Source organism: Mesorhizobium sp. M2A.F.Ca.ET.039.01.1.1, from assembly GCF_003998035.1.
Classification (GTDB): Bacteria; Pseudomonadota; Alphaproteobacteria; order Rhizobiales; family Rhizobiaceae; genus Mesorhizobium.
In genome coordinates, this window is the sequence record NZ_RZRY01000133.1 from 1 (window position 1) to 12209 (window position 12209).

The following is a 12209-nucleotide window of genomic DNA, read 5'->3' on the forward strand; positions in this document are numbered from 1 at the left end:
GCAGCTTTTGTCTTGGCAGCAGCCTTAGCCATTGAGGCGTTCTCCCTTCTCGTCGACGAACACCATACCGGTGACTTCCACCTCGATCGTGCCGTTCGGCATCGGCACATAGAGCGTCTCAACCATGCGATCGCGGCCGCCGGCAACCAGCGCCAGCGCGATGGAACGGCCGCAATTCTCCGACCAGTAGCTGGAGGTGACGTGGCCAATCATCTTCATCGGGATCGGCTGCTTCGGATCCGCGACAATCTGCGCGCCCTCTTCCAGCACGACTTTCGGGTCCTTGGTCTTCAGCCCGACAAGCTGCTTGCGGCCCTTGGCCACCAGGTCCGGCCGGGTCAGGCCGCGAATGCCGACGAAGTCGGTCTTCTTCTTGCCGACCGCCCAGTCGAGCCCGGCATCGTTCGGCGTCACCGTGCCGTCGGTGTCCTGGCCGACGATGATATAGCCCTTCTCGGCGCGCAGCACGTGCATCGTCTCGGTGCCGTAGGCGGTCGCGCCATGCTTCTGCCCTTCGGCCCACAGCGCTTCCCAGACCGCCTCGCCGTAGTCGGCCGGTACGTTGACCTCGAAACCGCGCTCGCCGGTGAAGGACATGCGGAACAGCCTTGTCGGCACGCCGCAGATCTTGCCCTCGCGCACCGACATATGCGGCATCGCCTCGTCCGACATGTCGATGCCTTCGACCAGCGGCGCGATGATGTCGCGCGACTTGGGCCCCTGCACCGCGATCACCGCCCATTGCTCGGTGATCGAGGTCAGCCAGACATTGAGATGCGGGAACTCGGTCTGGAGGTAATCCTCCATATGGTTCATGACGCGCGGCGCGCCACCGGTCGTCGTCGTCACATGGAAACGGTCCGGTGCCAGTCGACCGACGACGCCGTCGTCATAGATGAAGCCGTCCTCGCGCAGCATGATACCGTAGCGGCAGCGGCCAGTTTCCAGCTTCTCCCACGGATTGGTGTAGAGCAGCTCCATGAATTTCGCCGCGTCGGACCCGACCACCTCGATCTTGCCGAGCGTCGAGGCGTCGAACAGGCCGCCCACCTTGCGCACCGTCACGCATTCGCGGTTGACGGCGGCGTGCATGTCCTCGCCCGCCTTGGGGAAATACCAGGCGCGCTTCCAGTGGCCGACATCCTCGAACACCGCACCTTGGCGTACCGCCCAGCAATGCGTCGCCGTGCGCCGGGTCGGGTCGAACAGCGCGCCGCGCGCGTGCCCGACGATCGAACCGAAAGTGACCGGCGTATAGGGCGCGCGGAACGTGGTGAGGCCGACCTGCGGGATCGGCTTGCCGAGTTCCTCTGCGGCGATCGCCAGGCCATGCATGTTGGACGTCTTGCCCTGGTCGGTCGCCATGCCATTAGTGGTGAAGCGCTTGACGTGCTCGATGGAGCGCATGCCTTCATGCACCGCCTGGCGGATGTCCTTGGCGGTGACGTCGTTCTGGAAATCGACGAAGGCCTTGACCGTGGTGCCTTGCCCGGCGCCGGGGGCAGCGCCCAGCATGCCGCGCGACCAGCTCTCGCCGGCATCGACCTTTGGCTTGGCGCCTTTTCCGGCCTTGCCGCCGGCTTCCTTCGCCGCCTTGGCGCCGGCCGCATAGGCCTCGTCTACCGTCGCGTCCAGCCCGTCCGTGCCGTTGCAGGCGCCGACCGAGACGCAATCCTGCGCGTAGGTGCCGGGCACGAAGCGCTTGGTCTCGTCGTTGAAGGCGACCTTGCCGCGCGACTGCGAGAACAGATGCACCGACGGCGTCCAGCCGGCCGACATCAGGATCGCGTCGACCGGGATGGTGCGTCCGCCGCCGCCATTCTTCGGCTGCACGGTCATGGACGACACGCGCAATTTGCCGCCGGCGCTCACCACCGCGCGGCCGAAATTGATCTCGATGCCGAGCGCCCTCGCCTCGTCGATCACCGGCCCCGACGGATTGTCGCGCAGGTCGACGATGGCCGCGATGTTGACGCCGGCCTTTTTGAGATCGATCGCCGCAGCGTAAGCGGAATCATTGGCCGTATAGACGCCGACATTCCTGCCCACCGCGACGCCATAGTGGTTGAGATAGGTGCGCGCCGCCGAAGCCAGCATGACGCCCGGACGGTCGTTGTTGGCGAACACCATATGGCGCTCGATGGCGCCGGTGGCGATGACGACGCGATTGGCGCGCACCTGCCACAGGCGTTCGCGCGCCAGGTCGTGGCCGGGATTCTTCAGGTGATCACTGACCCGCTCTACCAAGCCGACGAAGTTTTGCGCGTAATAGCCGAAAGCCGTGGTGCGGGAGAGCACCCGCACATTGTCCATCGCCTTGAGCCTGGCGATCGCGGCTTGCGCCCAGGCATAGCCATTCTCGCCCTCGATTTTGGCGCCGCTCTCGAAGCGCAGGCTGCCGCCGAATTCGGCCTGCTCGTCGGCGAGGATCACCCGCACGCCCGTTTCGGCGGCGGCAAGGGCAGCTGCAATGCCGGCAGCGCCCCCGCCCAACACCAGCACCTCGCAATGCGCGTAGCGCGCGGCATAGTGGTCCGGGTCCGGCTTGTCCGGAGAAACGCCAAGGCCGGCCGCGGCGCGGATCTTCGGCTCGTAAAGGCTCTTCCAAGCGGCCTTCGGCCACATGAAGGTCTTGTAGTAGAAGCCGGCCGAAAATAGCGGCGAGGCGATGTCATTGACGGCGCCGACGTCGAAGGAAAGCGACGGCCAGCGGTTCTGCGAATGGGCGGTCAGCCCGTCATAGAGCTCCTGGACAGTGGCGCGCACATTCGGCGTCTTGCGAGCATCGTCCCGCACGATCTGCACCAGCGCGTTCGGCTCTTCCGCGCCGGCCGACAGGACGCCGCGGGGCCGATGGTATTTGAACGATCGCCCGACCAGATGCACGCCGTTGGCGAGCAGCGCCGAGGCGAGCGTGTCGCCCTCGATGCCGACATAGGACTTGTCGTCGAAACTGAAGGAGGCGGTCTTCGCCTGGCTGAGGCGACCGGCGCCGGAAATGCGGAACATGGCGTTCATTTCGCGGCTCCGGGCAGCTTCGCGGGCTTCGGCTCGCCGGCCTTGTAGGTCATGACGAACTTGTCGGTGACGGTGTCGCGCACGGCGTTGAAGAAGCGCGCGCAGCCATGGATGTGGCGCCAGCGCTCATAGATGACGCCCTTCGGGTTCGCGCGGATGAAGAAGAATTTCTCGAAATCGTCGTCGCTCTCGGCGGCAATGTTCGTCGGGCGCGCGATATGCGCCTCGCCGGCATTGCGGAACTCGAGTTCCGGGCGCTCTTCCTCGCAATAGGGACAGCGGATGAGAAGCATCTGGGTGATCCTAAAACTTGCCGTGACCGACGCGCGCGTCGGCCTGTTGATCGCAATGCGACTGAGCCATCATCAGTGCGCCACCGCCGCCGCCGCGGCCTCGTCGATGAGGCGTCCGGTGCGGAAGCGCTCGAGGGTGAAAGGCGCGTTGATCGGGTGCGGCTCGTCCTTCGCGATCGTGTGCGCGAAGACATTGCCCGAGCCGGGCGTCGCCTTGAAGCCGCCGGTGCCCCAGCCGCAATTGACGTAAAGCCCCTTGACCGGTGTTTTCGCCAGGATCGGCGAGCGGTCGGGCGTGACGTCGACGATGCCGCCCCAGGAGCGCAGCATCTTCATGCGGGTGAAGATCGGGAACATCTCGCAGATGGCGTCCAGCGTGTGCTGCAATATGTGCAGGCCGCCGGTCTGCGAATAGGAGACATACTGGTCGGTGCCGGCGCCGATGACGAGCTCGCCCTTGTCGGACTGGGAGATATAGGCATGCACGGTGTTGGACATCACCACGCAGGGCACCACCGGCTTGACCGGCTCCGACACCAGCGCTTGCAGCGGATAGCTTTCGAGCGGCATGCGCACGCCGGCCATGTTCATGATGACCGAGGAATGGCCGGCCGCCACCACGCCGACCTTCTTGGCGCCGATGAAGCCGCGCGTCGTCTCCACGCCGCTGACAGCGCCGTTCGCCGCCCGCTTGATGCCCGTGACCTCGCAGTTCTGGATGATGTGCACGCCGCGCGCCGAAGCGCCGCGCGCATAGCCCCACGCCACCGCGTCATGGCGCGCCGTGCCGCCGCGCCGCTGCAACGCGGCGCCCATTACCGGATAGCGCGCTTCCTTGGAGATGTTGAGCGGCGGGCAGAATGCCTTCGCCTCTTCCGGCGTCAGCCATTCATTGTCGATGCCGTTGAGGCGGTTGGCGTGGATATGGCGCTTGAACACCTGCACGTCATGCACGTTGTGCGCCAGCATCATGACGCCGCGCGCCGAATACATGACGTTGTAGTTGAGCTCTTGGCTCAATCCATCCCACAGCTTCAGCGCACGGTCGTAGATGCCGGCGCTTTCATCATAGAGATAGTTGGAGCGGATGATTGTGGTGTTGCGACCAGTGTTGCCGCCGCCGAGCCAGCCCTTTTCCAGCACCGCGATGTTGGTGATGCCGTGCTCGCTCGCCAGGTAATAGGCCGTCGCCAGGCCGTGCCCGCCGGCGCCGACGATGATGACGTCGTATTCCTTCTTCGGCTCGGGCGAGGTCCACTGCTCTTTCCAGCCCTTGTGGCCGCGCATCGCCTCGCGGGCGATGGCGAATACCGAATATTTCTTCACGTTATAGCCTCGCGCCAAAAATCGCGGATGTCGTCCGCCCGTCACGCGAGGAGTATCACTAGCGAAACCGCGATGTCATCCTTGCGCTGTTTGCGACGGCGCTTGCCGCTTTGCGCCATGCCGAAAGGATGGCGTCCGGGCTGGTAGCCGCGGCCGCGATCGGCCATACCGGCTGCTCCGAGACCTACAGGATCAATATGGGCAACGCCTGGTGGAATCTGACCCTGCGCTTTCTGCTGGAACTTGCTGCGCTGCTCGGGCTCGGCATGGCAGGCTGGAGCCTGTCCGAAGGATGGTGGCGCTGGCTCTTCGCCTTGGCCTTGCCGCTTGTTGCGGCTGCACTGTGGGGAACCTTCGCGGTTCCTGACGACCCAAGCCGGTCAGGCCGCGCGCCGGTTCCTGTGCCGGGCGCGGCGCGGTTGGCGCTGGAACTCGTCATCCTGTTCGGCGGCGCCGCCGGATTCTATCTGGTCGGTCATGCGGCCGCGGGCATCGTCATGGCCCTGCTGATCGCCCTCACCTACGCCTTCTCCCTGGACCGGCTGGGCTGGCTGTTGCGGCAGTAGGGGCAACAGCAGCCTTTGCCGCGGCCGAAGCCGGACGCTTCGATCAACCGGACGTGATCCGTGAGGCGGACGGCGGGCACACTCATCCGCTGAAATATCGCGATACGGCCTTGCATTTCGGCCCGTTTTGACGATTTTCGTTTCCCGTCGAAATCGGACCGGAACGATGCTGCTGATCAGGACCTATGTTGCGCAGAGCGCCATCGAGGGCGTCGGTGTCTTCGCTGCCGAGCCGATCCGCAAAGGTGCTTCGATCTGGCGGCTCGATCCCGATTTCGACCGCCTGATTCCGATGGAAAAATATGAAGCGGCATCCCCTCATCTGAGGGAACTGCTCGACCGCTATGCCTATCCGAGCCCGGACAAGCCCGGCTTCATGGTCTATGAGGTCGACAATGGCCGCTTCATGAACCACTCCGAGCGGCCGAACACGGATTTCTCGCAATATGGCGGCGCCACCGCCATTCGCGACATCGCCGCCGGCGAGGAAATCACCTGCGATTACGGCGAGTTTTTCGAGGATTTCGCACGCCTCCATCTGGCGGCGGTGGAAGATTGAATCGCGGCCTAGCGCACTGCTCCGGTTTTTGATCGCGCTTTCCCGCAATCAGCGGTGGACATCCCGGCCTGATTCTGCTATCAGCCGCCACAATTCGCGGTGCAACTCGCCGCGGAGGCATCTCGGCTATTGCCGATTGCCTAACGATTTCAAACCCGAAGACAGGATTGCCCGTGCAGGTACTCGTCCGCGACAACAACGTTGATCAGGCGCTTCGCGCGCTGAAGAAGAAAATGCAGCGCGAAGGTATCTTCCGTGAAATGAAGATGCGCGGTCACTACGAGAAGCCGTCCGAGAAGCGTGCCCGCGAGAAGGCGGAAGCCGTGCGCCGCGCCCGCAAGCTGGCCCGCAAGCGCGCCCAGCGCGAAGGCCTGCTGCCGATGACCCCGCGTCCGGCTCCGGCCGGTGCTGGTGGCGCGCCGCGTTCGCCGCGCTCATAACGCCTATTTTTCGTCCTTTTCGAAGGATACCGAAGGTGGCGCGATGCGGAATCGCCGCCACCTTTTTGTTTATAGATTCGAGCCGGTCGGAGAGGGAACGGACTGACGGCGCTGCGGCAGTGAGGACAAAGATGAACGCTATTACCGTGGAGCGTGGAACCGGTTTTCGCGGCTTCGCCCTGACGGCGGCCCTGCTTTCGGGTCTGATGCTTGCAGCATGCCAGACGGCCCCGACAGGTGAGTTCAACTCGATCGACAAGGCGCAAGGCTCAAGCGAGAACATCTCCTCGCTCTCGGCGGTCATTCAGCGCAATCCGCAGGATCCCGAGGGCTATAATGTGCGCGGCTCGGCCTATGGCCGCGGCGGCCAGTACCAGGCGGCGCTCAAGGACTTCAACCAGGCCATCCAGCTCAATCCGAACTTCTACCAGGCCTACTCGAATCGCGCGCTGATTCAGCGTTTCCTCGGCAATCAGGAAGCCGCTCTGGCCGACTACAACCGCTCGATCCAGATCAACGCCAACTACGATGCCGCCTATATCGGCCGCGGCAATCTCTACCGTAAGGCGGGCCGCACCCAGGATGCCTTCAACGACTTCCAGAAGGCGATCCAGCTCGACACCACGGATGCGCGCGCCTACCACAATCGCGGTCTGATCTATCAGAGCCAGGGCCAGCACAAATTCGCCATCGAGGACTTCTCGACCGCCATCTCGCTGGCGCCGGACGCCGCCGAGCCCTACAACGGCCGCGGCCTCTCCTATCTTGCGACAGGCGACGAGGACAACGCCTTCTCCGACTTCAACATGGCCATCAAGCTCGACGGCAAGAATGCCGAGGCCTGGGCCAACCAGGCGCTGATCTACGAGCGCCGTGGCGACAAGGTCAGGGCCGCCAAGTCCTACCGCGAGGCGATCCACCTCGACCCGAACTACCAGCCGGCCAAGGACGGCCTGTCGCGCACCGGCGGCAACGCCAGCTGAAGCCTGTAACGGAAGGGCATCTCGCGCCAGGCGCGGTCGCCGCCGGCGGCCGCAGTGTTGCGCCGTGGCGACGCCGATAGCGATCCGTTAACCGCCCAGGGCAGTGCGTTAACCTTTGCCATGTTCGCGCCAAGTTTTCGGCGGAACGCTCCTTGCACCTCGACCGTTTAAGCCGGGGCCAAGATTTTCGCGAAAGGACCTTTCCAATGATCAAATCCCTTGCCTGTGCCGCTGCCGCGCTTGCCGCCACGGTCCTCGCTTCCCCAGTCAGCGCCGGCACGCTCCGGCTCGGCACGCTCGATTGCACGATCGACGGCGGCGTCGGCTATGTCATCACGTCCAACAAGGGCGTGTCCTGCACCTTCCGTCCCTATCATCACGATCCGGCCGAGCAGTACACCGGCATGATCTCCAAGCTCGGCGTCGACATCGGCCAGACGCATCAGGGCCAGCTGGTCTGGGCGGTGCTCGGCGCCACGCGCCATCATGAGGCGGGCGACCTCGCCGGCAGCTATTACGGCGTCAACGCCGAGGCTTCCGTCGTGACCGGCGGCGGCGCCAATCTCCTGGTCGGCGGCCTCGACGGCGCCTTCATGCTGGAGCCGCTCAGCGTGCAGGCGCAGACCGGCGTCAACCTGGCCGTCGCGGTGGCGTCGCTGGACCTCGTCCACTCCTACAAATAGGCGCTCAGCCGCTAACGACATCCGCCTATACGCGCGGCCCGGAACAGGACATTGTAGCCGTTCCGGGCCGCATGCTTTTGAGCAATTCCAGGAAAAGTGAGACACGGTTTTCCGTCCGGAATTGCGTCAAAAAGAAGAGGGGGGACATATGTCGAGGATCATCGCCGCAGCCGCGATGGCGATCGTTGCACTGGCCGGGCAGGCCCGAGCGGAGACCGGCGGCGTTGAGCTCGGCGTCTTGGATTGCGCCATCGGCGGCGGCAGCGGCTTCGTCTTCGGCTCAAGCCAGGATCTGAGCTGCACCTTCATGCCGGCCGACAAGACCTTCGCGCCGGAAGCCTATTTCGGCGCCGTCAACAAGTATGGTCTCGACATCGGCACGACCAGCCAGAGCGTGATGCGCTGGCTGGTGCTGACGCCGATGAACAACATCTACGCCCCGGGTGCGCTTGCCGGCGACTATGTCGGCGCCAGCGCCGAAGTGACCGCCGCGGTCGGCGCCGGCGCCAATCTCCTGGTCGGCGGCACCGGCAACGCCTTCACTCTGCAGCCGCTCAGCGTCCAGACCCAGACCGGTCTCAACATCGCCATCGGCGTCAGCCAGTTCCAGCTGCGCAGCACAGCGAACTGACTGACCACCAGGGCCGGTGGAGCCTTCCTTCCACGACAAGCGAAAAAGCCTCTTGAGCTCAACCGCGCTTGAGGTTCTACAAGCCCTGCCGAACTGGACCTGGCGCCCATTCGCAATGCGGATGAGGCTGCGGATCGCAAGCAGGAGATCGACGTGACGGCAGCAAGCGGCAACAAGGCAGGTGGCGACAAGATAGATTGGCCCGCGCTGTGGGCAAATGGCGACTTGGCACGCTTCTGCTTCATCAGCCTCGGCATCCTGCTCCATGCCACCAATGAGACGATGATCGCGACGGTCATGCCGGCGATGGTCGGCGATATTGCCGGCGTGCAGTTCGTCGGCTGGTCGCTGGCCGTATACGAACTCGGCGCCATCGTCGCGGGTGCCGCCGCCGGCCGGCTGGTCAGCTTCGTCGCCCTGCGCACCAACATGATAGCCGCAGCCCTTCTTTATGCCGCTGGCGCGCTGGTCTGCGCCACCGCGCCATCGATGCCGGTCTTCCTGGCCGGGCGGCTGGTCGAGGGCCTGGGCGGTGGTGCGCTCGTCTCGCTCGCCTTCGTCTCGGTCGAGCGCCTGTTCCCGCGCAATATCTGGCCGCAGCTTTTCGGCATCATCTCGGCGATTTGGGGTGTCGCCGCCTTCAGTGGCCCGATGCTCGGCGCAATCATGGTCGATTTCCTGTCCTGGCGCTGGGCCTTCGGTGTCTTCACGTTTGGCGGTGCGGCCATGGCGCTCGCAAGCTTCGCCGTGCTTGGCACGCCGCAGGCGAAGCGGCCGCAGGCCGGCGCCGGCCCGACGCCCGCCTTTCCCTTCCTGGCGCTCGGATGCCTTGCCGTCAGCGTCGTGCTGATCGCCGCCGCTGGCGTCGACATCGCCTTGCTGCGCTCGTCGCTGCTCATACTGCTCGGCCTGGCCGGCCTCGCGCTGTTCTTCCGCGTCGATGCGCTGAAGCCGCGCTCGCGCCTGTTTCCCTCGCAACTTTTTTCCTGGAATTCCGCGCTCGGCAGCGGCATGACCATGGTGGCCGCCTCCTCCGTGGCGACCTGCACCTTCGCCATTTACGGGCCGTTGCTGCTGACCACGCTGCACGGCATCCCGATCCTGACGACAGGCTATATCATCGCCGCCGAATCGATTGCCTGGTCGATCCTGTCGATCCTCGTCGCCAATGCGCCGCTGCATCGCGAGCGGTCGATCATCGTCGTCGGCGCGCTGATGATCGCCTGCGGCATTGCCGGCTTCGCCTACACGATCCCGACCGGCTCGATCCCGCTGATCCTGCTTTGCGCCCTTCTGCAGGGCGGCGGCTTCGGCGTCGCCTGGCCGTTCCTGACGCGCGTGATCGTCGCCTCGGCGCGCGAGGGCGAACAGACCATCGCCTCGGCCGCCGTGCCGACGATGCAGCGCATCGGCTATGCGGTAGGCGCCGCCCTTGCCGGCATTATCGCTAATGCCTGTGGGTTCTCCGATGGCCTGAGTCGCGAGGCGGCCGCGATCGTCGCCGGCTGGCTGTTCCTGGCTTTCGTGCCGCTCGGGATCGTCGGGTGCCTGGCCGCGCTCAGGATGTCGTTGACGGCGAACCGGCCGCAAATGGCCACGGGCTGACGTTCCAGACCACGAGCTTATCGAGAGCTGCGAGGCGGCAGACCCTCAAAGCGACGGCAGAACCTTGCGGATGTGATCGGCAAAGGCCGTGGCCGCGGGCGATCGTTCCGCATCGGCGAAAATGATCACGATACCGAGCCCGGGCAGCGGAGGAAGCGGAGCGCCGAGAATATGGAGATCGGGCGGCACCGCCCCCTCCGCCATCACGCTGATCGCCAGCCCTGACCGCGCAACGGCGATCAGCCCGGCAAGGCTGTTGGAGGCATAGGCTATCTTGTAGCGCAGGCCGGCGCGGGTCATGGCCTCGCAGGCCCCCTTGTGGTCGATCGCGTTCGACGCAGCCAGGGCGAGTGGGACGGTGTCGCCGAAATCGTAGAGTTCCAGGGTTGGCCGGCTGCCGACCCAGACCAGCGATTCCCTGCGCACGACATCCGGCGCATCGCCTGGATTGGGTGTGGAAACGAGCGCCAGATCGACCTGACGCGCATTGATGAGCGTGCGCAGTTCGACCGTCGGCGCCGAGACCACCTTGATCTCGACATCGGGATACATTGTGCCGAAACTCTTCAAGAGCGCCGGGAAGAACGCGCTCAGATAGTCTTCGGGGCTGCCGAAGATGATCGACCCATGCAGGCCCTGGTCGGAAAAGGCCGAGATCGCCTCGTCATGGATTCTGAGGATGCGCTCGGCATAGGCCAGAAAACGTTCGCCGCTGCCGGTCAGCCGCACGCCGCTGCCGCTGCGATGAAAAAGGCTCTGGCCAAGCGCTTCTTCCAATCGCTGGATCTGCATGGTCACGGCCGATTGCGTGCGCCCGACCTGCACCGCCACGGCGCTCAGCGTGCCGGAATGCGCCGCGCGCACGAATGTCGACAGGAGCTTGAGATCGAGTGGAGCCTGCATATCAAATCCATTGATATCCGGATCCGATTACTATCAATTTTACTGCACCCGCGCCAAGTGCTATCTAGTCATCTGGTCGCTTTGGTGGAGCTGGAACCATGTCAAAAAACCAGGATCGCGGGTTCTGGAATGCGGCGCAAAAGCATCTGATACGCTATGGCGGCAGCTTCGAGCCGGCAATCATCGAGCGCGCCGCGGGATCCTTCGTCTACGATGCGGATGACAAGCCCATCCTCGATTTCACCTCCGGGCAGATGAGCGCGCTGCTCGGGCATTCTCACCCCAGGATCGTCTCAACGGTGAGCCGCCAGGTCGGTCAGGTCGCGCATCTGTTCAGCGGCATGCTCTCCCGTCCCGTGGTCGAGCTTGCCGTGCGCCTGGCGGCGCTGGCGCCAGGGCTCGACCGGGTTCTGCTTTTGTCGACCGGAGCGGAATCGAACGAAGCCGCGATCCGCATGGCCAAGCTGGTGACCGGCAAGCACGAGATCGTCGCCTTTTCGAAGAGCTGGCACGGCATGACCGGCGTGGCAGCGTCAGCAACCTACAGCGCCGGCCGCAAGGGCTATGGACCTGCCGCGGTCGGCTCGCTCGCGATCCCGGCGCCGAACAGTTTTCGGCCGCGTTTCAAGCATGCCGACGGCTCGCTGGATTGGCAGACCGAGCTCGACGATGCTTTCGATCTGGTCGACAGCCAATCGACGGGCAGCCTGGCGGCCTTCGTCGCCGAACCGATCCTGTCGAGCGGCGGCATATTGGAGCTGCCGCAAGGCTACCTGGCGGCTCTCCAGCAGAAGTGCCGCGAGCGCGGCATGCTGCTGATCCTGGACGAAGCGCAGACAGGCATCGGCCGCACCGGACATATGTTCGCCTTCCAGAGGGACGGCGTTACGCCGGATATCCTGACGCTTTCCAAGACGATCGGCGCCGGCCTTCCGCTTTCGGCCGTCATGACGACGGCCGAGATCGAGGAGGAAGCGCATGCGAAAGGTTTTCTCTTCTACACCACGCATGTCTCCGATCCGCTGCCGGCGGCCGTGGGCCTGGCGGTGCTCGATGTGGTGGAAGAAGAAAAGCTCGTCGAACGGGCGCGCAACATGGGAGCGAAACTGTCCGCCGGCCTGTCCAGCCTGAAGCAGCGCTATGAATGCGTCGGCGACGTGCGCGGCCGCGGTCTCCTGCTCGGCGTCGAGATCGTCAAGGAC

General features: G+C 64.7%; 13 protein-coding genes. 8 read left to right on the top strand and 5 right to left on the bottom strand.

The genetic code is table 11. From position 1 onward, the window contains the following. Window positions 1-24: 24 nt before the first annotated feature. From EOA24_RS13005 to EOA24_RS43880, 4 genes are all read right to left on the bottom strand, one after another. On the bottom strand, window positions 25-3018 hold the full coding sequence (locus EOA24_RS13005) for a sarcosine oxidase subunit alpha (protein ID WP_126081414.1): 2994 nt from the start codon (window positions 3016-3018) through the stop codon (window positions 25-27). Then, on the bottom strand, window positions 3015-3311 hold the full coding sequence (locus EOA24_RS13010) for a sarcosine oxidase subunit delta (RefSeq protein ID WP_112126462.1): 297 nt from the start codon (window positions 3309-3311) through the stop codon (window positions 3015-3017). The genes EOA24_RS13005 and EOA24_RS13010 overlap by 4 nt, the downstream gene beginning before the upstream one ends. Before the next feature lie 72 nt (window positions 3312-3383). Beyond that, window positions 3384-4637, bottom strand: a complete 1254-nt coding sequence (locus EOA24_RS13015) for a sarcosine oxidase subunit beta (RefSeq protein ID WP_126081413.1) — start codon at window positions 4635-4637, stop codon at window positions 3384-3386. A 41-nt stretch (window positions 4638-4678) separates the two neighbouring features. After that, window positions 4679-4804: a hypothetical protein gene (locus EOA24_RS43880; protein WP_281059018.1), complete on the bottom strand. Its 126-nt coding sequence runs from the start codon at window positions 4802-4804 to the stop codon at window positions 4679-4681. A 30-nt stretch (window positions 4805-4834) separates the two neighbouring features. Here EOA24_RS43880 and EOA24_RS13020 point away from each other — a divergent pair, with 30 nt between their 5' ends. The 7 genes from EOA24_RS13020 to EOA24_RS13050 all read left to right on the top strand — a co-directional run bounded on the left by EOA24_RS13020 (window position 4835) and on the right by EOA24_RS13050 (window position 10104). Continuing rightward, window positions 4835-5203: a YrdB family protein gene (locus EOA24_RS13020; protein ID WP_126081412.1), complete on the top strand. Its 369-nt coding sequence runs from the start codon at window positions 4835-4837 to the stop codon at window positions 5201-5203. 166 nt (window positions 5204-5369) lie between these two features. Next, window positions 5370-5762 (top strand): SET domain-containing protein-lysine N-methyltransferase, encoded by a 393-nt coding sequence (locus EOA24_RS13025; protein ID WP_126081411.1) that lies wholly within the window; start codon window positions 5370-5372, stop codon window positions 5760-5762. A 173-nt stretch (window positions 5763-5935) separates the two neighbouring features. Then, window positions 5936-6202: a 30S ribosomal protein S21 gene (gene rpsU, locus EOA24_RS13030; protein WP_042639546.1), complete on the top strand. Its 267-nt coding sequence runs from the start codon at window positions 5936-5938 to the stop codon at window positions 6200-6202. 131 nt (window positions 6203-6333) lie between these two features. After that, window positions 6334-7185 (top strand): tetratricopeptide repeat protein, encoded by an 852-nt coding sequence (locus EOA24_RS13035; protein ID WP_126081410.1) that lies wholly within the window; start codon window positions 6334-6336, stop codon window positions 7183-7185. Between the two features lie 206 nt (window positions 7186-7391). Beyond that, entirely contained in the window at window positions 7392-7868 is a 477-nt protein-coding gene (locus tag EOA24_RS13040) for a DUF992 domain-containing protein (protein ID WP_126081409.1), read from the top strand. Window positions 7869-8016: 148 nt separating this feature from the next. Beyond that, window positions 8017-8499 carry a DUF992 domain-containing protein gene (locus EOA24_RS13045; RefSeq protein WP_127409846.1) on the top strand — a complete coding sequence of 161 codons (483 nt, stop codon included), beginning with the start codon at window positions 8017-8019 and terminating at the stop codon, window positions 8497-8499. A gap of 153 nt (window positions 8500-8652) precedes the next feature. Further along, on the top strand, window positions 8653-10104 hold the full coding sequence (locus tag EOA24_RS13050; protein WP_126081407.1) for an MFS transporter: 1452 nt from the start codon (window positions 8653-8655) through the stop codon (window positions 10102-10104). Between the two features lie 45 nt (window positions 10105-10149). Here the strand turns inward: EOA24_RS13050 and EOA24_RS13055 are convergent, their stop codons facing one another. After that, window positions 10150-11007, bottom strand: coding sequence for a LysR family transcriptional regulator (locus EOA24_RS13055; RefSeq protein ID WP_126081406.1), 858 nt, complete (start codon window positions 11005-11007; stop codon window positions 10150-10152). A gap of 98 nt (window positions 11008-11105) precedes the next feature. Between EOA24_RS13055 and EOA24_RS13060 the strand changes: the two genes are divergently transcribed. Further along, a partial coding sequence (locus tag EOA24_RS13060; RefSeq protein WP_133374504.1) for an aspartate aminotransferase family protein occupies window positions 11106-12209 on the top strand: 1104 nt, incomplete at its 3' end.

Coding starts and splice junctions, on each gene's coding strand:
- EOA24_RS13040 (WP_126081409.1), top strand. CDS start 7,392: ATGATCAAATCCCTTGCCTGTGCCGCTGCCGCGCTTGCCGCCACGGTC.
- EOA24_RS13045 (WP_127409846.1), top strand. CDS start 8,017: ATGTCGAGGATCATCGCCGCAGCCGCGATGGCGATCGTTGCACTGGCC.
- EOA24_RS13010 (WP_112126462.1), bottom strand. CDS start 3,311: ATGCTTCTCATCCGCTGTCCCTATTGCGAGGAAGAGCGCCCGGAACTC.
- EOA24_RS13035 (WP_126081410.1), top strand. CDS start 6,334: ATGAACGCTATTACCGTGGAGCGTGGAACCGGTTTTCGCGGCTTCGCC.
- EOA24_RS43880 (WP_281059018.1), bottom strand. CDS start 4,804: ATGGCCGATCGCGGCCGCGGCTACCAGCCCGGACGCCATCCTTTCGGC.
- EOA24_RS13020 (WP_126081412.1), top strand. CDS start 4,835: ATGGGCAACGCCTGGTGGAATCTGACCCTGCGCTTTCTGCTGGAACTT.
- EOA24_RS13005 (WP_126081414.1), bottom strand. CDS start 3,018: ATGAACGCCATGTTCCGCATTTCCGGCGCCGGTCGCCTCAGCCAGGCG.
- EOA24_RS13055 (WP_126081406.1), bottom strand. CDS start 11,007: ATGCAGGCTCCACTCGATCTCAAGCTCCTGTCGACATTCGTGCGCGCG.
- EOA24_RS13025 (WP_126081411.1), top strand. CDS start 5,370: ATGCTGCTGATCAGGACCTATGTTGCGCAGAGCGCCATCGAGGGCGTC.